Genomic DNA, 25,460 nt, shown 5'->3' with positions numbered 1-25,460 from the left:
TGGTTCAGTTTTGATGAAAGCCCAATAAAAAAGCCGCAATATTGCGGCTTTTTTATCTTATTAGCGTCAATACGACACTATCGAATTTACTCTTCTAGCAAAGCGGCAATAGTAAGTACACCATGCCCTGTCGCGCCAGCGCTCCATAACGCTGAATCAGAAGATGAGTAAGCCGCGGCTAAATCCATGTGTAACCAATTCATTCCCGGCGTGACAAAGCGCCACAAGAAGCCTGCGGCATTAGATGCACCACCTGCTCCACCACCTTTCATAGCACGACTGTTAGCTGTGTCAGCAAAAGGAGAAGGACACATATCTTTGTGCCATTCATTTAACGGTAATGGCCAAACATTTTCAGAAACGCCAGCAGCTTTTTGTTGCACACGTTGTAAGGTTTCTGTTTGTGGCGAGAATATCGCATTATAATTATCACCCACTGCCATCACAGCAGCGCCGGTTAGCGTAGCAGCATCAATGATCAATTCAGCCCCTGTGTCTGATGCAGCTTGCAAACCATCCGCTAAAACAAGACGACCTTCTGCATCAGTATTTACGACTTCTACAGTGACGCCATTTTTGTAAGTCAGAATATCGCCCAATTTATATGCATGGCCACTAATTAGGTTTTCCGCACAACATAAGAACAACTTAACGCGTTTATTTAAACCGGCTTTCATTGCCAAGCCCAGTGCCGCAGTAACAGTTGCTGCACCGCCCATGTCACACTTCATGTCTAACATGCCAACAGAAGGCTTAATACTGTAGCCACCAGAATCAAATGTGATGCCTTTTCCGACTAACGCTGTCGAAACAGGTGCATCATCACCAAGCGGATTAAAATCTAACACTAACATTGCAGGTGGACGCTCACTGCCACGCCCAACAGCGTGCAAACCAATCCACTGCTTTTCAAGTAGTTCTTGACCTTCAACAATTTCGTAGCTGACATTGTCACCACCAATCGCTTTTAACCAATTAGCAGCATGATTGGCGAGTACCACTGGTGACAGCTCTTCTGGTGTCTCATTGACTAACATACGCGCAAAGCTAGCCGCTTCGAAACGATGGGTTAATGTGGTTTGAGTCGCTTCATCGCCACACCAACGTACTTCAAACTCGCCTCTTGCCGTTGTAAAGCCTTGAGAGAAAGCCCACTGTGAGTCGATATTCCATAATTCACCTTCAAGCTGGACACTTGTAACACCTTGAGCGCGAATTTTTCGAGCCGCCATTTGTACCTGGCGAAGTACATCCGAATCAGTTAAATGAATTAACGCTTGAGTACCTTGATAAGTCACACTTGCTTTGCCCCAAAGGCTTTGTGGCGCATCTTGTGTTAGGGCAACGGTCATTATTTGCATTATTTTGTCCTTATTATTCTGCTTGTGCTGTTCTTTTTTAGTGCTGTTTAGTTTTTTAATCGTTGTTGTGCTGTTCTTACATTGTAACGTTTGTTTCCAATGGGCTAAGTGTACTGTAAATCGGTAATGAAACGAGACTAAAACCAGCACAAAGATTAATATTAATTGTTAAAAAGAATGTACTGCTAAAAATAGCCACTCACAGTAAAATCAACCTAGCATTCGCTCTTACTTATGCGCCCTTGAATAGTAGTTGAAGTCATACAAGCCCATGATATAACCTTTGCCTAAATAAAGTGAAAGTGATGATGCCAGTATGCATTCACTCCAAATCACTCAGCACTCCCAATCAGCCCTTTATTGCCTGGAGCACACTTTCTTATGGACTTTACCCCACCTTTACAAAAAGGAACGTTACTCAAACGCTATAAACGCTTTTTAGCTGATGTAAAACTAGAAGATGGTAGTGAGATTACCATTCATTGCCCAAATACTGGCTCAATGAAAAACTGTTTATTCCCAGGTGAAACCGTTTGGTTTTCCACATCTGACAACCCTAAGCGTAAGTACCCACATACTTGGGAAATCAGCGCTACGCCTGAGCAGCACTTAATCGGTATTAACACAGGACGTGCGAATGCCTTAGCCGAAGAGGCAATTAAATCAGGTGTAATCACTGAGCTTTCGGGTTACGCCAACATTAAACGAGAAGTAAAATACGGTGACGAAAATAGCCGAATTGATATTTTACTGAGTGATGACACACAGCCGCTGTGCTATGTAGAAGTGAAAAGTTGTACATTATTAGAGCAAACAGTAGGGTATTTTCCTGATTCTGTCACAGCTAGGGGGCAAAAGCATTTGCGTGAGCTAATGCATATGGTTAGTCTAGGTCATAGAGCAGTGTTATTGTTTGTCGTACAGCATTCAGGCATTAATCTCGTTCAAGCGGCAGAGCATATCGATCCACAATATGCATTATTACTTAAACAAGCGGTCAATAGCGGCGTTGAAGTTTTAGCTTATCAAACTGAAATCTCAGCAACCTCAAGTATCATTACCCGTTCATGCAAAGTTATTGTTTAGTTCAAAAATGAAAAAAATACTAATCAAATAGTTTGCCACGCTATAGAGTTTCTGCTATAGATAGCGGCCATAAATTTTACGACGCACATAAATCGCTAATTATTACAGGAGATGCGTTATGCCTGAAGGCACCAAAAAACTCGGCGTACTCGCTATCGCAGGTGTAGAACCTTACCAGGAAAAAGCTGGTGAGGAGTATATGGGTGAAGAGCAACGTGGTCATTTTAAAATGATTTTAGAAGCTTGGCGTAACCAGTTACGTGAAGAAGTTGATCGCACGTTGAACCATATGCAAGACGAAGCTGCAAACTTCCCAGATCCAGTTGATCGCGCAGCCCAAGAAGAAGAGTTTAGTTTAGAATTACGTGCTCGTGACAGAGAACGTAAGCTGATTAAGAAAATTGAAAAAACACTGCAAAAAATTGAAGAAGATGATTTCGGCTTCTGTGATTCTTGTGGCGTTGAAATCGGTATTCGCCGTCTTGAAGCTCGTCCAACTGCTGATCAATGTATCGACTGTAAAACACTTGCAGAGATCAAAGAAAAGCAAATGGCTGGCTAATACAGCAACCACTGAGAACTGTATATTCAGCTTATCAGATCGTAGGGCGAGATTATTCTCGCCCTTTGTTTTGGTATTTTTTATCGACTTCCACGCCAAAATCAATTTTGTACTGAACGCCCTTCTAAACATATATAGCAATAATAATGGGCAACAATAAGAAAGGCTCAATACCCTTTCTGATAATGATTTTGCTAACTTAATGTGTTCAACATTTCGATTTCAATTAAGGGTTTTGTCGTGAACTCACCAGATTACATTGGCCGCTTTGCCCCTTCCCCTTCTGGCCCTTTACATTTTGGCTCACTTATCGCTGCACTGGGCAGTTTTTTAAGAGCAAAACATCAGCAGGGCCAATGGTTAGTCAGAATCGAAGACATTGATCCTCCAAGAGAAGTTGCCGGTGCGAGTGATGACATACTCAGAACACTTGAAGCTTATGGCTTACACTGGGATCAAACAGCGTTATTTCAACGTGATCGTAGCGAAGTTTATCAACGGCATATTAATGAATTGCTTAACAATGACCAAGCCTACTATTGCCAATGTACTCGTAAACAAATTGGGTTAATGGGTGGCACTTATGACAGTCGTTGTGGCTCACTATCACCTAGGTTAACCCAAGGTGCGATTCGTATTCGCAATCATGCAAAAGTGAGTCAATTTCACGATGTTGTGATGGGAGACGTTAGCGTAGGTGATGATTTTGCTGGTGAAGACTTCATTATTAAGCGAAGCGATGGCTTATTTGCCTATCAACTTGCTGTAGTCATCGATGATGCTTTTCAAGGGATCACTGAAATTGTTCGTGGTTCTGATTTGCTAGAAACCAGTTGCAGACAATTGAGTATGAATAATATTCTTGGTTTTACTTCACCAAGCTGGTTGCATTTACCCCTTGCTTGTACCAAGCCTGGCTTTAAATTATCAAAACAGAATTATGCGAATGCTATCGATGTAAAACACCCTCAGGCCAGTATTAACGCCGCCTTGAGTTTTTTAGGTCAAGCAGAGGTTGATATCGATAATGTCGATATCATGCTAAAACAAGCTATCGAACAATTTAAGATAGCCGATATTCCTCAAGTATCTGAGATTCTGATAGCGCAGTGATATACTCATTAGCTTACAATTGGTATATCATAGCCGCCAGATTTTTAACCATTTAATTCTAACCATTAATCGTATCGTTCGAGGTGTATTATTTTTCGCCGTATTAGTCAGTTCTGCAGACAACTGTTTGAAGACAATAAATCCACTCCTGTCAATGAACCAGAAGTTCAAGATGACGGTCTTCGCTTGGACATTGTCACCAGAGATGCCCATACAATCTCTCGACGTCAAATCAGTGAAAATGCACTTAAAGTACTTTATCGACTCAGCAAGTCTGGCTATAAAGCTTACTTAGTTGGCGGTGGTGTTCGCGATATTTTATTAGGTATGGAACCAAAAGATTTCGATGTCGTGACTAATGCGACCCCTGAAGAGATCAAAAAATTATTCCGTAATAGCCGACTCGTTGGTCGTCGATTTAGATTAGCGCATATTGTGTTTGGTCGTGACGTCATTGAAGTGGCAACGTTTCGTGGTCATCACGGTGAAACTGATGACAAGATTTCGAAATCGAATGCTGAAGGCCGTTTATTGCGTGATAACGTCTATGGCGAAATCGATGAAGACGCTGAGCGTCGTGACTTTACCATCAATGCACTTTATTACGACATCAGCGATTACTCTATTCACAGCTATGGCGGCGGTATTCGCGATCTTGATGACCGTACCATACGTTTGATAGGCGATCCTGAAACCCGTTATCGTGAAGACCCTGTCAGAATGCTACGCGCGGTTCGTTTTGCGACAAAACTCGATATGAGTATCGAATCCAAAACGGCTGAGCCCATTAACGCATTAGCGCCATTATTAAAAGATATCCCAGCCGCAAGAATGTACGAAGAAGTACTCAAGTTATTCTTTGCCGGTAAAGCAAAAGCTAACTACGACATGATGCGTGATTTCGGTTTATTTCAGCCATTATTCCCGCAAATTTCAGCACTGATAAAAGAGCAGCCAAACGGCAATACAGCCAAAATGCTTAATGCTGTAATGACGAATACCGATTTACGTGTTAGCCAAGACAAACCTGTTACACCAGCGTTTTTCTATGCAGCGTTATTATGGTACCCATTAAAACAACGTGCTGATGATATTGCCCTAGAAAGTGGTTTAAGCCATTACGATGCGCACGTCGCCGCAATGGGTGATGTGATGGAGCAGCAATGCCGCACTATCAGTATCCCACGTCGATTTAGCACTCCCGCTAAAGATATTTGGCAATTACAACTGCGTCTTGAGCGAAGCCAAGGCACTCGTGCCTTTAAACTGCTTGAGCACCCTAAGTTTCGCGCTGCATATGACTTACTGCTGTTACGTGGTGAAGCTGAAGGTGGCAATATAGGGAAAATTGCGACTTGGTGGAAATCATTTGTTGAAGCAGATGAAACAGAGCGCTCTGACATCGCTAAAAGCAGCAATAAAAAAGGCCCTAGCCGCAACAGAAACGCCCATCAGCGCAAACGTCGTCGCCCAAAGCCTAAATCAGATAACTCAGGTTCATCTGAAGTAAAACCGACTAACAAAGGTTAATCATGAGCACCACAGTCTATGTGGCGTTAGGCGCAAACCTTAATGACCCAGTACAACAACTTGAAGATGCGGTACTGGCTTTAAGAAGCATTGCAGAAAATAATGCGGTGACCATCTCGCCGCTATATCGCTCTGTGCCTATGGGTGATGTTGAACAGCCAGATTATGTCAATGGGGTAGCAAGCTTTAACACGAACTTGACTCCCATAGCCTTACTTGATGCCTTACAACATATTGAAAATACCCAGGGCAGAGTCAGAGAAGTCCGCTGGGGGCCTCGTACATTGGATCTTGACTTGTTGCTTTATGGGCAAGAGTGCATTGACACACCAAGACTCACCGTCCCCCACTACGGCATGAAACAGCGCAGTTTTGTACTCATTCCATTGGCAGACATTAATCCGCAATTAATACTGCCTTGTAATACTGAATTAACACACTTAATTACCAGTGAAATGCGGGCTGAATTAGTCCAACTTTAATCAGCACTTAGCAATACGCACCGCAAATCGATAACTTGAATATGAATAACTTTTAAGAGTTTATTATGTCAAAAGTCACTAGCTCAACCCTTATCAAATTCAAACAAGAAGGTAAGAAATTTACCGCACTCACCGCATACGATGCGAGCTTTGCCGGCGCATTTGATAATGAAGGCATCGACGTTTTGTTGGTTGGCGACTCATTAGGGATGGTACTTCAAGGCCACAACGACACCCTACCTGTTACAGTCAATGATATTGCGTATCACACAGCCAGTGTTAATCGAGGTTGCAAACGAGCGTTACTGATCGCTGATATGCCGTTTATGAGTTATGCCACGCCAGAACAAACCATGACCAATGCCAGCATCCTAATGCAAGCAGGGGCAACCATGGTCAAACTTGAAGGCGGTGAATGGCTACTAGAAAGTGTGAAAATGCTGACTGAGCGCGGTATTCCAGTCTGTGCACACTTAGGCTTAACGCCTCAATCAGTACACGTATTTGGTGGCTTTAAGATTCAAGGTCGTGAAGAAGACAAAGCCCAACAAATGGTCGATGATGCATTAGCACTACAAGCTGCTGGCGCTCAGTTATTGGTTGTTGAATGCATCCCTAGTGCGCTAGCAAAACGTATCACTGATGCGCTAACGATTCCTGTCATTGGGATTGGAGCGGGACGTGATACTGATGGTCAGATCCTTGTTATGCATGATGTACTTGGGATCTCTAGCGGTTACATCCCTAAGTTCTCTAAAAATTACTTACAACAAACTGGTGAAATTCGAGCAGCAGTAAGAGCCTACATTGAAGAAGTGGCTAATGGTACATTCCCAGCTGACGAACATGCGTTTAATTAATAACGCACTCTTTAATCGTTTATAGGTCAATATCAATGATTACCACAGCGAACATTGCTGAAATTAGAGCGCAAGTAAAACAGTGGCACATGCAAGGCGATACCGTTGCCTTTGTGCCAACGATGGGCAACCTTCACAAAGGTCACATTACCTTAGTCACTGAAGCACTAAAACGTGCGGATCATGTGGTCGTATCAATCTTTGTTAATCCTATGCAATTTGGTCAAAACGAAGATCTTGATGCCTATCCAAGAACGTTACAAGCAGATAGTGAAGCATTGGTAGCCGCTGGCGCGGAACTCTTGTTCACCCCCACACCAGACATTATTTATCCTAAAGGGTTAGCGCAACAAACCTTCGTAGAAGTCCCTCATATTGGTGATGAGTTTTGCGGTGCAAGTCGACCAGGTCATTTCCGTGGTGTCGCTACTATCGTTTGTAAGTTATTTAATATTGTTCAAGCTGATGTCGCCGTTTTTGGCCGTAAAGATTACCAACAGTTAATGGTCATCACTGCTATGGCTGAAGATTTATCATTACCGATTGAAATTGTAGGCATTGWCACAATACGTGAAGCCTCAGGTTTAGCGATGAGCTCGCGAAATGGCTATCTAACGACAGAGCAAAAACAGCAAGCTGCCACCATTAAACGGACCATGGATGCAGCTGCGCAACATGTTATGGATGGTAAAACAATCACTGAAAGCGAGGCTGTAGCCGCTGACATGTTGACCCAAGCAGGCTTTAAAATAGATTACTTTTCAATAAGAAATGCTGTCAATTTAGCCATTGCGACTGCAGATGATAAACACCTTGTTATCTTAGCTGCCGCCTACCTTGGCAACACACGATTAATCGATAACCTCACTTTCCAACGTTAATCTATTCACCACTTGCCCTGTAAGACTTAGCTGATTTTTCACTAAGTCTTACATATTTAAAGCAAAGTTCTTCAGTGCCAATAAAAAATCTACTGTCAAAAAACTGGTTTTCTCGTTAAAATTAGGCCATAGTAAAAAAGTATACCTACATTATCGTTACAACCGACTATAATGATTTACAAACTTCTAGAGCCAATGGACATTGGCCAACTAGCGGTAAGCAACGGATATATTTTTTAACAAAAGGTGTTAAAAGGATATTTGTTTATCAAAAGGATATGTGGCCGCATGCCAATTAGACTACTACTAACATTGATGATTGTATTATTTATGGGGCCGACGTTTGCCTCTGCAAATACAATATATAAGTGTATGAAGGACAACAAAATTGCCTTCAGCCAAACGGTCTGTCCGAAAGAATTTCGTCAGCATAAAATTGAATATGAATTAGGTATCACAACCGAAGTCGATTCTGACAAAGTCGTATTAAAAGAAGATCCGTTAAAAGCACTATTGAAAAAAGAAACCATCTCAAAAGAGAAACTGATCCAGTTGCTCGATAGTGAGGTGTATCGCCTTAAACAAGAAAATAGCTATTTTGAAATTTTACGTGCAAGCGAAATACAAAAGCTAGATAGAAATCGTTACTGGCATAAAAAAGAAAAAGATGATCCAGACTATGTGGAAGATTTAGGTGAAATTAATCATCGCTTTGATGAGTTAATGAAAAATAACCGTCATGTCATCATCGTGCTCATCGAGCACAAAAACAAAATTCTTGCTGAAAGCGCCAATGATGGCGCTCTAGCAAAAGAAGAAGGCTAACGAACTCTTAGGCCGTTAGCCTTTACTTTTCTCACATTTAAGCATTGTCATCTTGAAAACTTAATCAGGTTTAAAGACCCCTATCACATCACCTGTGGCTTTTTTGGCAACTTTCACCTCAGTTTGTTGCTCACGATAATCACAATCTGTGCATTCTACAGTTTCAATCCCATTTTCTTTAAATAACTGAATGCTATCTTGCGCATGACATTTAGGGCATTTAGCTCCAGCTACAAAGCGTTTCTTAATTTTTGTCATAATTTTATTATTTTTCTTCTACACATTTATCAATTCAATATCATTATTTTGCCATAGTTGTACTAATCCAGTCTCGCTCTGGTATTAAAAAACTATCAATTACGCTATTATCCCTGCACTTTTTGTCTTATCACCAATCAAGTTGCTATTCATGATTAACATCAGTCAAGCCCAGCTCATCCGTGGAACAAAAACCTTACTCGATGACGCCGATCTCACCGTATACCCTGGTCATAAAGTTGGCCTAGTAGGCGCAAACGGAACCGGTAAGTCTTCATTGTTGGCCTTGATTTTAGGTAACTTACAACTCGATAAAGGTGATTTTAGCCTTCCAGCAGGCTGGCAAATTGCGACTGTAGCGCAAGAAACGCCTGCATTGGAAGTCTCAGCATTAGAATACGTGCTTGATGGTGACGTTGAGTTTAGACAACTTGAGGCTCAACTTAATCAAGCACAAGAAGATAATGATGGTCATAACATTGCGCTTATCCATGGCAAAATTGACGCTATTGGTGGCTATGCAATCCGATCACGAGCGGGGGCATTATTAGCGGGCTTAGGTTTTAGTGAAACAGAACAAAGTAGCCCAGTAAAAAGTTTCTCTGGTGGCTGGCGTATGCGCCTTAACTTAGCACAGGCTTTATTATGTCGCTCTGATCTTTTACTTCTCGATGAACCTACCAACCACTTAGATTTAGATACCATGTATTGGCTTGAAGGTTGGATTAAAGCATATCAAGGCACACTGATCCTTATCAGTCATGACCGTGACTTTATTGATGGTATTGTGGATGAAATTGTTCACGTCGAGCATGCAAAGCTTAACTATTACAAAGGTAATTACAGTGCCTTTGAACGTATTCGTGCTGAACGCCTATCGCAACAACAAGCCGCATTTGAACGTCAACAAAAAGAACGTGCCCACATGCAATCTTTTGTCGATCGTTTCAGGTATAAAGCCAGTAAAGCCAAACAAGCTCAAAGCCGCTTAAAAGCCTTAGAAAAAATGGCTAACCTGTTGCCTTCTCAAGTAGATAGTCAGTTCCATATGGCATTTAGAGAGCCTGATGCCCTACCAAATCCGCTAGTGACCATGGAAAATGTTTCTATTGGTTACGGTGATAAAACCATTTTAAGTGAAGTAAAGCTCAACCTTGTGCCAGGGGCTCGTATTGGCCTACTTGGACGCAATGGTGCAGGTAAGTCGACCTTAATTAAGCTGCTTACTGGAGAATTAGCACCGAAAACAGGTAAATACCAACCTAATCCAGGACTAAATATTGGTTACTTTGCCCAGCATCAAATCGAATTTTTAAGTTTGGATGATAGCCCATTGCAACATATGGTGCGGTTAGCGCCAAATGCCAAAGAGCTTGAATTACGTAACTTCTTAGGTGGGTTTGGCTTTAATGGTGATATGGCTTTGTCTGCTGTCGGGCCATTTTCAGGTGGTGAAAAAGCCCGCCTGGTATTAGCGCTATTAGTTTGGCAAAAACCAAACGTTTTGCTATTAGATGAACCCACCAACCACCTTGATTTAGAAATGCGTCATGCGCTGACAATGGCCTTACAAACTTTTGAAGGTGCCATGGTCATCGTGTCACATGATCGACATCTTTTACGGTTAAGCTGTAGCGATTATTACCTTGTTGACCAAGGCGCTGTTAAACCATTCCAAGGCGACTTAGACGACTATCATCAATGGCTGCTTGATGCGGCAAAAGCTGCACAACCGGTTTCAGATGATAATAATGTAAAGCCAGCTGTCGATAAAAAGCTGCAAAAACGGTTAGAAGCAGAGTTGAGACAAAAGGTATCGCCTTTACGTAAGCAACAAATCAAACTTGAAACTCAACAGCAAAAAATAACCAGTCGTTTAAGTGAGCTTGAAACAGAATTGGCAGATGGTTCACTGTATGAAGCTGAAAATAAAGCTAAAATGACGAAAGTGCTCAATGAACGAACAGAACTGACTCAAGCGATGGATGAAAGTGAAATGACTTGGCTAGAGCTACAAGAGCAAATCGAAGTTATTGAACAAGCATTTACGCTTAGCTAATTAAGTTATCAGTATTATTGGGGGGTTAACACTGTCAGCCCCGCTTGAATCACATAACGTCATTCAAGCAATGGAGTACCAATTTACAACAGGGCTAGAGTAAACAGGCACAAGCCCTATTGATGGACGCTAATATTTAAGGAGAAATAGCCAGTGCAACAGTTTAATTCGTTACTTTGGCGTGATTGTGATAACCGTTACGCCACTCATCGTTTAAGCTATATTAGCGTGCAAGACGATTATCAGGTCAATATTAATCTCCTTTTACTCGCTCAATATCTCGACCAACAGCAGCACCCTTTAGCGCTCGCTCAATGGGAAAGCTTAGCTGCAACTATTGAAGATTGGGATACCAAAGTGGTTTCGCCTTATCGTAAATTACGCCGCCTAGCAAAAACCTATTTGCAACCGGGGGAGTATCAACAGATGTTGGATATCGAGCTCATGATGGAGAGAAAAACCCAGCAAATGTTGCTTAAAAAGCTGAATCAGTTTGAAGCAGAAGGTGTTAGCGTGGTTGTTAACAATGACAATGACACCTATAACACGGACAATTATTTGTGTTTATTTGGTATTGATGCTGACTACTTTACCGGTCAGCAATCTGCTTAACATCATTTTGCTGGTTATCGCGTCTCAATAACCAGCAAAATGTTTATTAAAGATATCTAGCCTAAATTCTTAGCTTTACCATCTTAACGATTAGGTTTTTGTGTCATAGGTTGATGTTGTGGTAGCTTCAATGAAATCACTGCAGCCAACGCAATAAATCCACTTGAAATCCACAGGCACGCTTCTAAACCGTATTGCTGAAACACCCAACCAGACAACAATGTGCCTATCAGTCTACCCATGGCATTTGCCATGTAATAAAAACCGACATCGAGAGACACGCCGTCTTGATCTGCATAGCTGACAATTAAATAGCTATGCATCGACGAATTAACCGCAAACAAGCCGCCAAAAATCAATAAACCACCGATCAATACTGTTTGGCTATGCCAGTCTGATACTAAAGCCAAAGCAATCAATCCAGGAATAACAGCTAATATCCCAGCCCAAACAAATGCGCTTTTACCATCCGGCACCTTGCCTTGCTTTTTACCAGTAAAGTAAGGAGCAAAAGATTGCACAGCGCCATAACCGATAACCCATGTCGCTAAAAACCCTCCGACATACCAATGATCCCAATTAAACTGACTGGCTAAATACACTGGCAAGGCTACGACAAACCAAACATCTCTAGCAGAGAACAAGAATAATCTTGCGGCAGAAAGGTAGTTTATCGTGCTACTTTTAGAAAAAATCTCAGTAAATTTCGGCTTAGCTGTGGCCTTACCCATTTCACTTTTTAAACTAACAACACTGAAGAACCATACCAACAACAATGCCAGCGCCATAATCAAAATGGCAACTTGGAAACCAAATAGACTCAATAATGCACCACCTAAAAAGAATCCGACTCCTTTTAAGGCATTTTTAGAACCTGTTAAAATGGCGACCCACTGATAAAGCTTACTTTCCGCTCCAGCTGGTACGAGTGTTTTAATGGCGCTTTTAGCACTCATTTTATTCAGGTCTTTTGCAATACCAGATAGAGCTTGCGCTGCCATCACCCAGACGACAGTTAACCATTCGTTAGGAACGAGTAGCATTGATAATGCAATCACTTGCATACCAAGGCCGATATTCATGGTGCGATTTAATCCTACCCTCGCACCTAACCAGCCACCCACTAGGTTAGTCACAACACCAAAAATTTCATAAAACAAAAACAACATCGCAATTTCAATCGGGCTATACCCTAGCCCATGAAAGTGCAGCACCACCAGCATCCGCAAGGCGCCATCAGTTAATGTAAACGCCCAATAGTTGCCGGTCACAATTAAGTATTGTTTTATTTCACTAGGCAAATTTGCCAATTTAGTCATAAAAGACATCGCAATAACCCTATTTACTCTATCCGCTTCCAAATTGACTAGGAGTTAGCTTTATCTTGTAAACCCACTAAACGCATTAACTCTGCGGTGCGGTTTGCATAGCCCCATTCATTGTCGTACCACACGTATAATTTTACTTGAGTACCATTTACCACCATGGTCGATGGAGCATCAATAACTGCTGAACGAGGATCAGTTTTATAATCAATAGACACAAGTGGTCTTGTTTCATAACCCAGCACCCCCGCTAGTGGGCCTGCTGCAGCCTCACTCAATAATGCGTTAACTTCCGCTTCCGTGGTATTTCGGCTCACTTCAAACACACAATCTGTAATTGAAGCATTGGCTAATGGCACACGAATAGCGTGACCATTTAAGCGCCCTTTTAATTCAGGGAAAATATGAGTGATTGCCGTAGCCGATCCCGTTGTTGTTGGAATAAGGTTCATGCCACACGCTCTTGCACGACGTAAATCTTTATGGGGTGCATCAAGGATTGTTTGGGTGTTTGTAATGTCATGAATCGTTGTCATTGAACCATGCACAATCCCAAGTGATTCATGAATCACTTTAACCACTGGTGCTAAACAGTTTGTAGTACATGATGCAGCAGTAACAATCGGATGGATAGCTTGATCGTAATCTTGATGGTTTACGCCCATAACGACATTTAACACACCGTCTTCTTTTACTGGAGCAGTAACCACAACACGTTTTACACCTTGATCTAAATAAGCTTGTAATTTTGCTTTGGTCTTCATCACACCTGATGCTTCAATCACCACATCACAATTAGACCAATCGGTATCTGCAATCGCTTTATTCGCTGTACAAGTGATTTTATGACCATTAACCTCAATGACATTATCATTGGCGATAGCTTCATGTTCCCAGCGACCATGGACAGAATCAAAGTTAACCAGATGCGCTAACGTCGCAGCATTACCAGCAGGATCGTTAATCTGGATAAACTCAACATCTTCCCAATCAAACGCAGCACGAAAAGATAAACGTCCCATACGGCCAAAACCGTTAATTCCTACTTTAATTGTCATAAGTCACCTTCTTAATTCATTCATCGTAATTTGTCGTGTTGGTTTACAGCCCAGTGTATTTGTCATTGTGCTGCATGTGCGTTAAGCAAGGTTAGCAGCACATTTCATTAGGTCGATTAGGCATCTCGGCCAATCGCTTTACATCATTGGCAATAAATTCACTATTAGACTCAGCAGTTTGAGCAATCATCGTTTGTATCCATTGCGGTAGTTGAGGATTGACTCGGTAATAAACCCATTTACCTTGACGTCTATCAACAAGCAGTTCTTCTTTTCGTAGCTGAGCGAGATGGCGAGAAATCTTCGGCTGACTGTCATTTAATGCGGCCATTAACTCACACACACACAGTTCATGATTAACAGAAATAAGGAGTAAACTGCGTAGGCGAGTTTCATCAGCTAGGCATTTAAAAAAGACATTGGGTTGCATAAACACTCTCTCCACTTGGCTCATATCCTAGAAATGCATGATAAAAGCCGCACAGTTAAATCAAATAATATGCCGACAATATATATGGATAAGCATATATGTACAATTCCATATACGTATTTTTCGCTAGATAAAAATGGTTTGATAACCTAAGTTAAAAAGCATCAAATTAACTCATTGTTTTGGTATAAAAAAACCGACGCAATGGCATCGGTTTTTATTCACATGAAATAGCTCATTTATACACTAGGCGTTGTCGGCTTCAATCGTTCGGCCAATAAAGTAGCATTTCTTGCAACAATGCCATAAATCGATAGCTGAGGGTTTGCACCTAAGCTAGTTGGGAACATTGAGCCGTCCATAACTGATAAGTTTTCGAAATAATGAGACTGGCCTTCACTGTTAATCATTGAGATGCTTTTATCTTCTCCCATTGCGCAGCCTCCCATGACATGAGCGGATGCCACAATGGTTTTTAATAAACCTATGTCCATAGTCGCAATGGTCTCTTTAGCTTGTTTCCAGCTTAATTGCATCCCTACGCCATCATTTATTGGCAACACTTTTTGTGCGCCCGCAGCAAACTGCAATTCAGCCATAGTCGCAAAAGCACGTCTTGCTGTGTCCCAAAATGGTTTTTCAAGCGGGTAATCTAATGCAAAGCCTGAATCTGTTAACCTAACTTGTCCACCAACACTATCTGCAGAATAGCCATCTCTTACAAGCGCTATCATGACCTGTAAATTATTAAAGTGGGTCATTAACTCTGCATGACTTCGCCCGTAGCCGATAGTTTTAGATGCGATTAACACAGGATGAATCGGCGGCACTTCCAATTTATAGCCCATTTCGCCTGCTGCACCGTCGCGCCATACAAATTCATCAGAATAAATAGACTGAGGCGCACCACTGTGGCCATCAATTTGTTTGTCAAAAATACTTCCCGATAATAAGGTCGGGTGTAGAAAGGTTTTACCCAGTAATTGATGAGGATCTGGAGTCTTTGCCCGCATCAAAATTGTCGGCGTATGTATCGCGCCAGCACTTAAAATATAATGTCTTGCACTAAAGGTGAGCTTACTGCCACGGTTGGAAGAGTGGGCAGTGAGACTGTCAACTTTATCCACTTTATGTGCTAAATCAACAACCTTAGCATTTGAAATCAAGGTTGCACCATGAGCTAGCGCACTGGGAATGGTTGTAACCAACATCGACTGCTTTGCATTGACTGGACACCCCATGCCGCAATAACCTGTATTCCAGCAACCTTTAACATTGCGTTTAATGACAGTGTATTCCCATCCAAGCTTTTCACAGCCCTCTTTTAATGCAGCGTTATTCAAGTTGGGCTGGAATTGCCATTCGCTGATATTCAGTCTTGCTTCCATCTTTTCAAACCAAGGCAATAAGCTTTGGGATGAAAGCCCTTTGACAGATTTTTCTTGCTCCCAAAAAGCCAATGCATTTTCAGGAGTTCGAATTGAAGTCGTCCAGTTAACCGTGGTTGAGCCGCCAACACTGCGTCCCTGAAAAATACCAATGCCTTTATCAGAGGTTTTCATCGCTGCTGCTTGTTGATATAAGTTGGGGTAAGCAGTGCGCTCTTCCATATCAAAATCTTGTGAAGATTTAAGCGGCCCCGCTTCAATCATGATCACCTTTAAACCGGCTTCGGTAAGAATTTCAGCCGCGGTTCCGCCACCTGCACCAGTACCAACAATCACAACATCAGCTTCAAAATGTTGGTCTTCTGTCAGTAAGTTGGCATCAATATGCTGCCAGCCTTCATTTAGTCCAGTGATGATTGGATCGACAATATTTGCTGCCATTTGATACTCCAGGATCTGTTGTTATTGTTGTTGCGATCAAATAGGTTATGCATCAAGAAAGGTGGGTTTTGCATAATGTAATCGCCCCCAGTGTTCGGGACAGGCGTAGTAGCTCGATACAATCAATTCGCGCAGCCCTATGTAAGCTGTCTGCATCATATCTAAAAAGTGGTGGCGCCACTGTTCTAACATATCGTTTAACTCAGCCGGGGTTCTTAACATTAGCGGCGTGATGCTACTGGTTAAAATCAGCAAGCCAAAGCGAGACTCAAGCATTGATAATAACTGAGATAATTCTTGTTGTTGCTCAGTGGGTAGCACGCTAATCGTTTGGTTAATCGCATTAATGGTTCGATTTAAAAATGCCTCTCGATAGTTAGCCACTTCTGGTAATGCTCCGTCCATAAATACAGGGATAAGCACACTAAATAGCAAACGGTGTGTGTCGTCAGGGCTATCACTCACTTCTGGTGTATACAAGCTCACGCCTAATGCCAGTGCCGCGGTACCAGTAAATGCTCCAGTTAAAAAGGTTCTTCTTTTCATTATCATCCCTTTATTGACATTGCCTACCTACTGAGTTGTGCACTCGCATTTTCAAAAGCTCTTGGCTTGATTGAAACGCGCCAAATCTGTTGCCTTAAAAGCAACTATGCTAAAGTGAACTCAATCAACATTTAAACACACGTTTGAATATTAACAAACCACTGTATATAAAATAACCCTATGAAAAAGCGTTTTATGCCACCTTGGTGGGCCGTAAGCTCCCATATTCAAACGATTTTACCTGTATTCACCAAAGTGGACAAACCAGAGTTAAAACGTCAAAGACAAGAGTTACCTGATGGCGATTTTATTGATTTAGACTGGTTAGCGACACCGGTTAATGGCAAGCCGATTTTAGTTATTTTGCATGGTTTAGAAGGCAGTAGTGACTCACATTATGTCCGCAGAATGTTGCAAACGGCCAATGATCATCAATTGTGTGCTGTTGTGCATCACCATCGCAGCTGCTCAGGTACCCCAAACCGTTTAGCTAGGAGCTATCACAGCGGTGATACTCAAGATATTCACTTCACGCTATCCCAATTAAAACGTCACTACCCTGATTCACCATTATTAGCAGTAGGATACAGTTTGGGTGGAAATGTATTAGCTAAATATCAAGGTGAGCATGGTCATCAAAGCCAATTAGACAAAACAGTTATTGTTTCTGCGCCTTTATGTTTAGCAGCTTGTGCTAAAAAACTAGAAAGTGGATTTTCAACAGTTTACCAGCAACATTTAATCAAGCAGTTACAACAAAAAATGCAGGACAAACTCACTCAACAACACTTAACGAGTTCCATGCCAGTGACTGCTAATGAAATTGATAAATTAACCACATTTCATTTATTTGATGACAAAGTCACTGCGCCTCTGCATGGCTTTAATGATGTATTTGACTATTATCAACGTGCTAGCGGTAAGCCATTTTTGCAGCATGTTCAAAAGCCCACATTGATTATTCACGCTAAAGACGACCCCTTTATGACTGATGCAGTGATCCCTTCTGAGGACGAATTATCAAAGCATGTAGAATACGAGCTTCATCATCACGGTGGTCACGTCGGTTTTATTTGTGGCGGCACACCGTGGAAACCTAAGTACTATTTAGAATCCAGAATCATCTCTTTTATGACGAGTTAACCCTATGCTAATCCCTTTCGAAGCCTTACAACAGTTACCACCAGATACGCTCAACAACCTCATAAAAGAGTATTTATTCACTCAGGTAGAGGATGGGTCATTCGGTCAATTAGATGATGACCAAATTCAGTTGGCCATTGAAAAATGCAAACAGTCACTGAAACAAGGTGAATTAAAAGTCGAATACAGCGAGGATGATGAATCAATCGCTATAAGACATAAAGATCAGATTATTTACCCTACGGCGGACTTTGATTAAACTTCGCCATGCTCAGTATGTCTTTGCAATTTAAACCTTAGATAAATCATAACAGTGGCTCAAAATATATACATTAGCGACTGCTTAGATATTCATTTTGATTGGTATAATATTGACCTAAAAGGTTTCAGCCCGTATAAATAGAGTCTGTTTTTCTTCGAGTTTAATCATGAAAGTGTTAACGATGAGCAGATCGACAACACGTAAACTGTCTCAGAACTTTAACTAATTTTCACGTTTGATCTAGGTAGGATAAATGTCCACAAAACATCCCATTATTGCTGTTACAGGCTCTTCAGGCGCTGGCACAACCACGACCACGACTGCATTTACCCACATCTTTCGTCAATTGGGCATTAATGCTGCTTTTATTGAAGGCGATAGCTTTCATAATTTCACCCGTGCAGAAATGGAAGTATTGATCCGCAAATCTCAAGCTGAAAATCGTAATATCAGTTACTTTGGGCCAGAAGCCAATAATTTCGTCAAACTTGAAGAGTGCTTTCAAAGTTATGCTGAAACAGGTCAAGGACAAACACGTAGTTACCTTCACACATTTGATGAAGCAGTCCCATTCAATCAAATGCCTGGTACATTTACCCAATGGCACCCGTTACCAGAAAACACCGACATGCTGTATTACGAAGGACTACATGGTGGTGTTGTCACAGAGGATGCTGATGTTGCCAAACATGTGGACTTATTGATTGGCATGGTGCCAATCGTCAATCTCGAGTGGATTCAAAAGATCATTCGAGACACCTCTGATCGAGGTCATAGCCGTGAAAAAGTCATGGGGTCTATTGTCCGCAGCATGGACGATTACATTAAACATATGACGCCGCAGTTTTCTCGTACGCATATTAACTTTCAACGTGTACCCACGGTAGACACCTCTAATCCGTTCAGCGCAAAAGATATCCCAAGCTTAGACGAAAGCTTTGTCGTTATTCGTTTTCGCGATATAAATAATGTCGACTTCCCGTATTACTTAAGCATGATTGAAGGGGCATTTATGTCACGAGTGAATACTTTAGTCGTGCCAGGTGGCAAAATGTCATTAGCTATGGAGCTGATTTTAACCCCGCTAATTAAAGACTTAATGAACAAGAAGACAGCCGAGAATGAATAGTACTCTCTGTTTCAATGGTAAAGTCTAATATTGAAATGAGTAAATAAGTTGTTGCTGTTAAGCTTGATTTAAGCCATAGCCCTTATCATTCTGGCTATCGGGATTTCAGGCGAAAGAACGATAGTTGATGTGCTCATGGGTGTTAATTCCCCCATCTTTATCTGTTAGCGCACTTGGGCATATCAGCAAACCCTCTTCACGCTCGACTATACAAAATTTACACGAAACCTAATCTAATGATGCTAATAAGCGTTTAATTTCTTCACGGACATTATCTACCTGCTCTACAATTTGACTGGCTGCTTGTTCATCATCGTGCATTGAATGCCACTGAGTTGACCAAACTTGAGTTAATTCGACAGACTCCTTCGCAACCGCTTGATTGGTTAGGCTACTTAAATCAGCAATAAGTCCAACCTTAACCCAGCCTACACGTGGATTTCCTTGTTCTAAGTTATTGTCATAATGTGCTGCGTATACTAACTGTTGAACTTCAGCAAGTTCTAATAGCATCTCAAAACAAGCCGTTCTGACATTACTATTATTCTCTGTTATTTCCATCCGCCATACATTGTAAGAAAACCCCATAAGCGAAAACAGCACACTGAAAATAACGGTGAGTTGATAAAGCTTCATATTATTTGGCATTCCAACTCCTTAACGATTTCGTGCAGGACAATCAAAACCAGTTTAGTTAAAACAAGTGCAGCCTTAATCATAGATAATAATGATTCAAAGCAGAGGAAAATTGCTAAGTACACATTTGGAGTGACACCTAATTAGCACCAGATACAAAAAACGACCCTTAGGTCGTTTAATTCATCATGTACTGAAAGAGAGTTGGAGTGTTGAGCCTATGCCCTCACTGATAATCAATCGCTTTCGAACTCGTGCAGCTTAATTTAATTCATCAGTGGGATAATTTCACGATAGGCTTGTTTTTGACGATATTGCTCTAAACGCATAATAAATTCATCACTTTGGGCCACCGTTGGATTTTTCTCTAATGCTTCAATAGCTTTTTGCTGTGTATCCACAGCAAGTTCAAATTCGCCTAACTCAGCATATGCCGCAGCGAGATTATCTAAATTAGTAGGATCTTCAGAGTTATTTTCAAGTAATTGTAACGACAGCTCCACAGCACGTGAACCGTCTCGGTATTGCTCTTCAGGACACGTTGCTAAAATCCAAGCCACATTTCCCAGTGCTATAGCATCGCCTACTTGGGTAAATTGCTCTAATGCTCTGCCGCAATTACGCTCAACACCATCGCCACCAGCAGAGTAAATAAAGCCTAGACGAAAATGTGCTCGCGAATCACCTTGCTCAGCAAGGACTTGGTACCACTTTTCAGCAACAGCCAAGTCACGGGGTAATAAGTTTCCTTCAAAGGATAAATCTGCAATCGTTTGTTGTGCTTTAATATGATCTTGTAATGCAGCTTGCTCAACCCAATACAGGCCTTGGCTGGTATCTTGATCAACAAATCGCCCAGCCAAGCTCATCAAGCCCAGTAAGAACTGCGCATCTGCATTTCCGTCTGCAGCACGTAATTGAATATGTACCAACTTGCTAGCAGCTTGTGATTCAAGCGAAGCAGGTATAGAAAAAGCATGGGCAGGTAATACAGCAGCGCCACTGAACAATAACGAACATGCTAAACCTAGATTGACTAGCTTCTGAGAATATTTCACTTCAACCTCTACGACATCGATTTCACTTTGATAATCGAATTAACAATAACTATCAATTGCGGTTTTTACAACAATGGAAAGTGAATTCTAAGTGCAAAATATTGTAAATGACTCAAACATAGGAACAAAAAACAGGATAACTTTATCAATAAAACAGCTTAGATGACTTGATAAATAATTTAAGCCGCACTAAATTAGATGAACATCGTTAGCTAATGTAGCAAAAATAAATTTTAAATTTAATAAGTTAAATAGTGTACTGGCAGCATTTTTCATAATGTTAAACTCGATCTTCATCAAAGTTTTGTAAACATAAGTCAAGTACAATTACTTTATTAGCTAGTCCTTACTTTCATTTTATCAATCGAGGAAATACACATGGCTCTGATTGGCAAGCCTAAACCTGATCCAACTTTGGAGTGGTTTCTTTCACACTGTCACATCCATAAATACCCAGCGAAAAGCACCTTGATCCACGCAGGTGAAGAATCTGATACCCTTTACTACATCGTGAAAGGTTCAGTCGCAGTATTGATTAAAGATGAAGAAGGAAAAGAAATGATCCTTTCTTACCTTAATCAAGGTGACTTCATTGGTGAATTAGGTTTATTCGAAGAGCAAGCAGAACGTACTGCTTGGGTTCGTGCAAAACAACCTTGTGAAATTGCTGAAATTTCTTACAAGAAATTCAAGCAGTTAATTCAGGTTAACCCTGAGATTCTAATGAAGTTGACCGCTCAAATGGCTTACCGCTTACAAAGCACTAGCCAAAAAGTGGGTGACTTAGCCTTCCTAGACGTTGCAGGACGCATTGCACAGACTTTATTACATCTTGCTAAACAGCCAGATGCAATGACTCACCCAGACGGCATGCAAATCAAGATCACTCGTCAAGAGATTGGTCAGATTGTTGGTTGTTCACGTGAAACTGTTGGCCGTATCTTAAAAATGCTTGAAGAACAAAATCTTATTCAGGCTCACGGTAAAACTATAGTGGTTTACGGAACACGTTAAGTTAAGCTTCAGCTTGATTTAAGGGTGATTAATTAAAGTGATAATTAGTAAATCTAATTATCACTTTTTTTATGGGAGTCTTTCCGATGAGGCAGCTATCTGTGCTACTTATCAGCGTTATTGTAACTACTCTCAGTTCCCTACCCGCTCACGCAATTAAAAATGAGCTTCAACATGACGAAGTTCAGCGCTTGGTCACATCAGGTAGCATTCAATCACTTGATTATTCCCTTACTTTACTTGCACAATACTGTGATGGTGAATTAATTGATGCCAGCCTCTATCAAGAGGATGATAAATGGCGTTATGATTTGCAATTAAAGTTAAAAAAAGGGCATGTCATCCATTTATTTCTCGATGCAACAAATGGGATGCCAGAGTCAATGGACCAACTACCAAGTGAATGCCAAATAAATGAAACTGCTACTCGTTGAAGATAATACCCTTTTAGTTGCTGAGCTTGAAAAACAACTAAAACAAGCTGGCTATGTCACCGATGTTACCGACAAAGCTGTTGAAGCTGATTACCTAATAAAAGAAACACAATACGACTGTGTCATTTTAGATATTGGCTTACCCGATGGTAATGGCCTAACGCTAGTGGAATCTTGGCGAGAAAAAGGCATCGACACACCAGTAATAATGCTGACAGCACGTAGCCAGTGGCATGAGAAAGTAGAAGGCTTCAATGCAGGTGCTGACGATTACCTCGCAAAACCTTTCCATGCGCAAGAGTTATTAGCACGTGTGCAAGCCCTTATCCATCGTGCCCATGGCCGACTCAATACCGCGTCAAAACAATTAAGCTATGGCGGCATTACTCTTGATGAAGCTGAGCAAAGAGTCCACATCGGTGAAAATCATTATGAGCTAACGGCAATGGAATTTAGATTATTAAAAATATTCCTGATGTCGCCTAAAAAGTTGTTGTCCAAAGCCCAGCTGACCGACAAACTTTACCAGTTTGATGATGAAAAAGAGTCTAATGTGGTCGAAGTTTACGTGACTCATTTACGTAAAAAACTCGGTAAAACAGCTATTGAAACTCGTCGTGGCCAAGGATATATCTTTCACGGCATCGTAGAATGATTTCAATCCGCAGTAAGCTAAGTCTCTGGCTTAGCGGACTCATTATTATTGCAACAGTTATTGGGCTCATTTTGTTTGAGTCCATGCTGCGACAAGCTTTTCACGACTCCATCATCAATCGTCTTGAAGAAGATTTAGAGCACATCATTCTAGCCAGTCACATCAACTCTGGCGAAATCATCATAGATCAGAATGAATTATCCAGCTTTTACAAACCCGCATACTCAGGTCGCTACTTTCAATTCAACTCTGACAACCAAGTGATCCGCTCACGCTCTTTGTGGGATGTTCAGCTTGATATTGAACTGTTAGCACAAAATCAAACTCGAGTGTGGCAAGCCAAAGGCCCAAAAAATAATGACATGCAGTTATTATCTATAGGCATTGGCTCAACTAGCGGTGATAAAGTGGCCACGTTAACTGTGGCACAAGATTTAAGTATTGGCAGACGGGTCTTCAGTGAAGTATTTGGCACTAAATTGGCCATCAATATCGCTATGTTATCAGCGATGATTTTTGGTATTTTTATTATCTTACGCCAATCATTTAAGCCGGTTAAATATATCCAAGATTCCTTAGCTAAATTACGCCAAGGTGAAATTAATGCACTTGAGCTTAATCAAATACCCGTTGAAATTAAGCCGCTCGCTGAAACTTACAATGAACTGCTTGATTACACTGCCAATCAAATTGAACGTAGCCGAAATAACCTCGGTAATTTGAGTCATGGATTAAAAACCCCATTAGCCGTGATGCAACAACAGGTAGAAGTGCTTGGTCTGTCTAACCCTGAAGCAGCCGAAGCGATGCAGCAGCAGTTAGACCAAATCCGCAATATGATTGAGCGAAAGCTCACTGCAGCCAGAATTACTGGTGATATGTTGCCAGCAGCTCAGATGGTCATTCCACGAGACTTTGAAGCATTAACTTCAACGTTAGATAAGGTTCATCATCAAAAGAGTATTACCTGCGACATTCAGGTTGAAACAGATATCACTCGACTGCCTATCCATCGAGAAGATGGAATGGAGTTATTTGGTAACTTACTCGATAACGCCTATAAATGGGCAGAATCAAATATTAGTTTAACAATAAAATCGATTAATCAAGTGCTCACACTATACATCGAAGATGATGGTCCAGGTGTCAATGATAGCCAATTAACCCAACTAACTAACAGAGGGAAACGGTTAGATGAGGGCGTAATGGGTCATGGGCTTGGCCTGTCTATCGTAAAAGAGATTATAGAGCAGTATGGTTACTCTTTATCATTTAGTCGCTCAGCGCGCTTTGGCGGCCTTTGTGTCACGATTGTGTTTGATAACCCCAAAGTCAAAACGCTAAGTTAACCTTATTGTATTAGCCGAATCGCTTTTCTAGCCTGCTCAATACAAAGTTAAATTACAAAAAAGCCCTGATAGTGCACTACCAGGGCTTTTATATTACACGTGTTGGTATGTCGATGACTTACCCAGCAGCATTAGTGCTTTCAAATATCTTATCTGCAGATGCCGCCACAAAGCCTGTATATAAGTTGCCATCAGCCATTGGGTAACGGCGTGCAAACTCATAAAAACAGGTTGGGATTTCAAGTTCACCATCAGCAAAGTCAACCACCATGCGGTCAGCCATTGTTGAAGATTGCTCAAGTAACACTTCTGGCGAGCCTTTCACTTCGCCACCCGATGTATTTAATGTAAAGCCAGCACCTTTAAGCGCTTCATTAACGGCTTCAATTTTTTCAAACTCAGGTAATGCGTTAATCGACACAGTGAAATGGTTTGCACGGTAGCCAATCGCAGCCACCCAAGCAGCATACTCACTTTCTGCTAGTAAGGTGTTATAGCTGGCCAAATCAACTCGCCAATGACGGCCTGAATATAAGAAGTTATCCGCTTTAGTATCTGCAACATCAACTTGATCAATTAAGCCATGAATAATGGTTTGTGCAGCTTGGCTAAACTCTTCAACTAACAGTTCAGAGATAAACACTTTTGGCTGATTAGGATCTGGATGTTCAAAGTGCTTAGCAACTAATTTTTTCTGCTCAAAATTATAGTCACCACAAGCTACATAACCAATTGACTCAAAATGTGCAGCCAGTACAGACAAATTAACTTTAGCAATGTTAAACGTGCGCAGCGCAATATGATCATTAATGATCGGCTCACCCTTGCTTAGCAATTGGTGAATGCTGTCTGCTGATGGGGTCATGTTAATGTAATCTTGCCAAAGAGCAGCAAATAATGCATTTACGTCAGTGTGCATAAAAAAATCCTTCTTTAAAAAAGGCAATGACCGAAAGTCATTGC

27 protein-coding genes are annotated in these 25,460 nt (G+C 41.3%); 17 read left to right on the top strand and 10 right to left on the bottom strand.

Going from position 1 to position 25,460, the window contains the following annotated elements:
• Positions 1-86 precede the first annotated feature (86 nt).
• A complete protein-coding gene (pepB, locus tag A9267_RS13020) occupies positions 87-1,361 on the bottom strand; it encodes an aminopeptidase PepB (protein ID WP_065109458.1) in 1,275 nt (424 codons plus the stop codon).
• Between the two features lie 381 nt (positions 1,362-1,742).
• Between pepB and sfsA the strand changes: the two genes are divergently transcribed.
• From sfsA to A9267_RS12980, 8 genes are all read left to right on the top strand, one after another.
• Complete coding sequence (sfsA, locus tag A9267_RS13015; RefSeq protein ID WP_055024923.1) at positions 1,743-2,447, top strand: DNA/RNA nuclease SfsA; 705 nt, start codon at positions 1,743-1,745, stop codon at positions 2,445-2,447.
• A gap of 118 nt (positions 2,448-2,565) precedes the next feature.
• The gene (gene dksA / locus A9267_RS13010; RefSeq protein WP_055024924.1) at positions 2,566-3,009 is read left to right on the top strand and encodes an RNA polymerase-binding protein DksA; all 444 of its coding nucleotides are present in this window, start codon (positions 2,566-2,568) and stop codon (positions 3,007-3,009) included.
• A 240-nt stretch (positions 3,010-3,249) separates the two neighbouring features.
• Positions 3,250-4,122: a tRNA glutamyl-Q(34) synthetase GluQRS gene (gene gluQRS / locus A9267_RS13005; RefSeq protein ID WP_065109457.1), complete on the top strand. Its 873-nt coding sequence runs from the start codon at positions 3,250-3,252 to the stop codon at positions 4,120-4,122.
• A gap of 186 nt (positions 4,123-4,308) precedes the next feature.
• Positions 4,309-5,652, top strand: coding sequence for a polynucleotide adenylyltransferase PcnB (gene pcnB, locus A9267_RS13000; RefSeq protein ID WP_225442104.1), 1,344 nt, complete (start codon positions 4,309-4,311; stop codon positions 5,650-5,652).
• 2 nt (positions 5,653-5,654) lie between these two features.
• Positions 5,655-6,134, top strand: a complete 480-nt coding sequence (gene folK, locus A9267_RS12995; protein ID WP_065109456.1) for a 2-amino-4-hydroxy-6-hydroxymethyldihydropteridine diphosphokinase — start codon at positions 5,655-5,657, stop codon at positions 6,132-6,134.
• Between the two features lie 65 nt (positions 6,135-6,199).
• On the top strand, positions 6,200-6,994 hold the full coding sequence (gene panB, locus A9267_RS12990) for a 3-methyl-2-oxobutanoate hydroxymethyltransferase (protein ID WP_065109455.1): 795 nt from the start codon (positions 6,200-6,202) through the stop codon (positions 6,992-6,994).
• Between the two features lie 35 nt (positions 6,995-7,029).
• Positions 7,030-7,875 (top strand): pantoate--beta-alanine ligase, encoded by an 846-nt coding sequence (gene panC / locus A9267_RS12985; protein WP_065109454.1) that lies wholly within the window; start codon positions 7,030-7,032, stop codon positions 7,873-7,875.
• A gap of 288 nt (positions 7,876-8,163) precedes the next feature.
• The gene (locus A9267_RS12980) at positions 8,164-8,700 is read left to right on the top strand and encodes a hypothetical protein (RefSeq protein ID WP_065109453.1); all 537 of its coding nucleotides are present in this window, start codon (positions 8,164-8,166) and stop codon (positions 8,698-8,700) included.
• 60 nt (positions 8,701-8,760) lie between these two features.
• Here A9267_RS12980 and A9267_RS12975 read toward each other — a convergent pair whose 3' ends face one another.
• The gene (locus A9267_RS12975; protein WP_065109452.1) at positions 8,761-8,958 is read right to left on the bottom strand and encodes a YheV family putative zinc ribbon protein; all 198 of its coding nucleotides are present in this window, start codon (positions 8,956-8,958) and stop codon (positions 8,761-8,763) included.
• 151 nt (positions 8,959-9,109) lie between these two features.
• Between A9267_RS12975 and A9267_RS12970 the strand changes: the two genes are divergently transcribed.
• Together A9267_RS12970 and A9267_RS12965 are read left to right on the top strand one after the other, a co-directional pair.
• Complete coding sequence (locus A9267_RS12970) at positions 9,110-11,017, top strand: ABC transporter ATP-binding protein (RefSeq protein ID WP_065109451.1); 1,908 nt, start codon at positions 9,110-9,112, stop codon at positions 11,015-11,017.
• A 153-nt stretch (positions 11,018-11,170) separates the two neighbouring features.
• Positions 11,171-11,629 carry a DUF2390 domain-containing protein gene (locus tag A9267_RS12965; protein WP_065109450.1) on the top strand — a complete coding sequence of 153 codons (459 nt, stop codon included), beginning with the start codon at positions 11,171-11,173 and terminating at the stop codon, positions 11,627-11,629.
• Positions 11,630-11,712: 83 nt separating this feature from the next.
• Here the strand turns inward: A9267_RS12965 and arsJ are convergent, their stop codons facing one another.
• The 5 genes from arsJ to A9267_RS12940 form a co-directional block, all read right to left on the bottom strand.
• Positions 11,713-12,948: an organoarsenical effux MFS transporter ArsJ gene (gene arsJ / locus A9267_RS12960; protein ID WP_443018797.1), complete on the bottom strand. Its 1,236-nt coding sequence runs from the start codon at positions 12,946-12,948 to the stop codon at positions 11,713-11,715.
• A gap of 47 nt (positions 12,949-12,995) precedes the next feature.
• Positions 12,996-14,012, bottom strand: a complete 1,017-nt coding sequence (locus A9267_RS12955) for an ArsJ-associated glyceraldehyde-3-phosphate dehydrogenase (protein WP_065109448.1) — start codon at positions 14,010-14,012, stop codon at positions 12,996-12,998.
• A gap of 91 nt (positions 14,013-14,103) precedes the next feature.
• Positions 14,104-14,442: a metalloregulator ArsR/SmtB family transcription factor gene (locus tag A9267_RS12950; protein ID WP_065109447.1), complete on the bottom strand. Its 339-nt coding sequence runs from the start codon at positions 14,440-14,442 to the stop codon at positions 14,104-14,106.
• A 239-nt stretch (positions 14,443-14,681) separates the two neighbouring features.
• Positions 14,682-16,271, bottom strand: coding sequence for a GMC family oxidoreductase (locus tag A9267_RS12945; protein ID WP_065109446.1), 1,590 nt, complete (start codon positions 16,269-16,271; stop codon positions 14,682-14,684).
• 45 nt (positions 16,272-16,316) lie between these two features.
• A complete protein-coding gene (locus tag A9267_RS12940; RefSeq protein ID WP_055024936.1) occupies positions 16,317-16,817 on the bottom strand; it encodes a hypothetical protein in 501 nt (166 codons plus the stop codon).
• A gap of 180 nt (positions 16,818-16,997) precedes the next feature.
• Between A9267_RS12940 and A9267_RS12935 the strand changes: the two genes are divergently transcribed.
• The 3 genes from A9267_RS12935 to A9267_RS12925 all read left to right on the top strand — a co-directional run bounded on the left by A9267_RS12935 (position 16,998) and on the right by A9267_RS12925 (position 19,351).
• Positions 16,998-17,960 carry a hydrolase gene (locus A9267_RS12935; RefSeq protein ID WP_065109445.1) on the top strand — a complete coding sequence of 321 codons (963 nt, stop codon included), beginning with the start codon at positions 16,998-17,000 and terminating at the stop codon, positions 17,958-17,960.
• 4 nt (positions 17,961-17,964) lie between these two features.
• Positions 17,965-18,219 (top strand): YheU family protein, encoded by a 255-nt coding sequence (locus tag A9267_RS12930; RefSeq protein ID WP_055024938.1) that lies wholly within the window; start codon positions 17,965-17,967, stop codon positions 18,217-18,219.
• 256 nt (positions 18,220-18,475) lie between these two features.
• Complete coding sequence (locus A9267_RS12925) at positions 18,476-19,351, top strand: phosphoribulokinase (RefSeq protein WP_055024939.1); 876 nt, start codon at positions 18,476-18,478, stop codon at positions 19,349-19,351.
• A 228-nt stretch (positions 19,352-19,579) separates the two neighbouring features.
• On the opposite strand, the gene A9267_RS12920 is transcribed toward A9267_RS12925, so the two are convergent.
• Complete coding sequence (locus A9267_RS12920; protein WP_065109444.1) at positions 19,580-19,999, bottom strand: hypothetical protein; 420 nt, start codon at positions 19,997-19,999, stop codon at positions 19,580-19,582.
• Positions 20,000-20,253: 254 nt separating this feature from the next.
• On the bottom strand, positions 20,254-21,045 hold the full coding sequence (locus A9267_RS12915; protein WP_065109443.1) for a tetratricopeptide repeat protein: 792 nt from the start codon (positions 21,043-21,045) through the stop codon (positions 20,254-20,256).
• A gap of 378 nt (positions 21,046-21,423) precedes the next feature.
• Between A9267_RS12915 and crp the strand changes: the two genes are divergently transcribed.
• From crp to A9267_RS12895, 4 genes are all read left to right on the top strand, one after another.
• Complete coding sequence (gene crp, locus A9267_RS12910) at positions 21,424-22,059, top strand: cAMP-activated global transcriptional regulator CRP (protein WP_055024942.1); 636 nt, start codon at positions 21,424-21,426, stop codon at positions 22,057-22,059.
• An 86-nt stretch (positions 22,060-22,145) separates the two neighbouring features.
• A complete protein-coding gene (locus A9267_RS12905) occupies positions 22,146-22,493 on the top strand; it encodes a PepSY domain-containing protein (protein WP_055024943.1) in 348 nt (115 codons plus the stop codon).
• Positions 22,474-23,148, top strand: coding sequence for a response regulator (locus tag A9267_RS12900; RefSeq protein ID WP_055024944.1), 675 nt, complete (start codon positions 22,474-22,476; stop codon positions 23,146-23,148). The genes A9267_RS12905 and A9267_RS12900 overlap by 20 nt, the downstream gene beginning before the upstream one ends.
• The gene (locus A9267_RS12895; RefSeq protein ID WP_065109442.1) at positions 23,145-24,497 is read left to right on the top strand and encodes a sensor histidine kinase; all 1,353 of its coding nucleotides are present in this window, start codon (positions 23,145-23,147) and stop codon (positions 24,495-24,497) included. Before A9267_RS12900 ends, A9267_RS12895 begins: the two co-directional genes overlap by 4 nt.
• A gap of 118 nt (positions 24,498-24,615) precedes the next feature.
• Here the strand turns inward: A9267_RS12895 and A9267_RS12890 are convergent, their stop codons facing one another.
• The gene (locus A9267_RS12890; protein WP_065109441.1) at positions 24,616-25,416 is read right to left on the bottom strand and encodes a DUF1338 domain-containing protein; all 801 of its coding nucleotides are present in this window, start codon (positions 25,414-25,416) and stop codon (positions 24,616-24,618) included.
• Positions 25,417-25,460: the final 44 nt, after the last annotated feature.

It is taken from the genome of Shewanella sp. UCD-FRSSP16_17 (assembly GCF_001675935.1).
GTDB lineage: Bacteria > Pseudomonadota > Gammaproteobacteria > Enterobacterales > Shewanellaceae > Shewanella > Shewanella japonica.
This window is presented reverse-complemented; position numbering and strand designations above follow the sequence as displayed.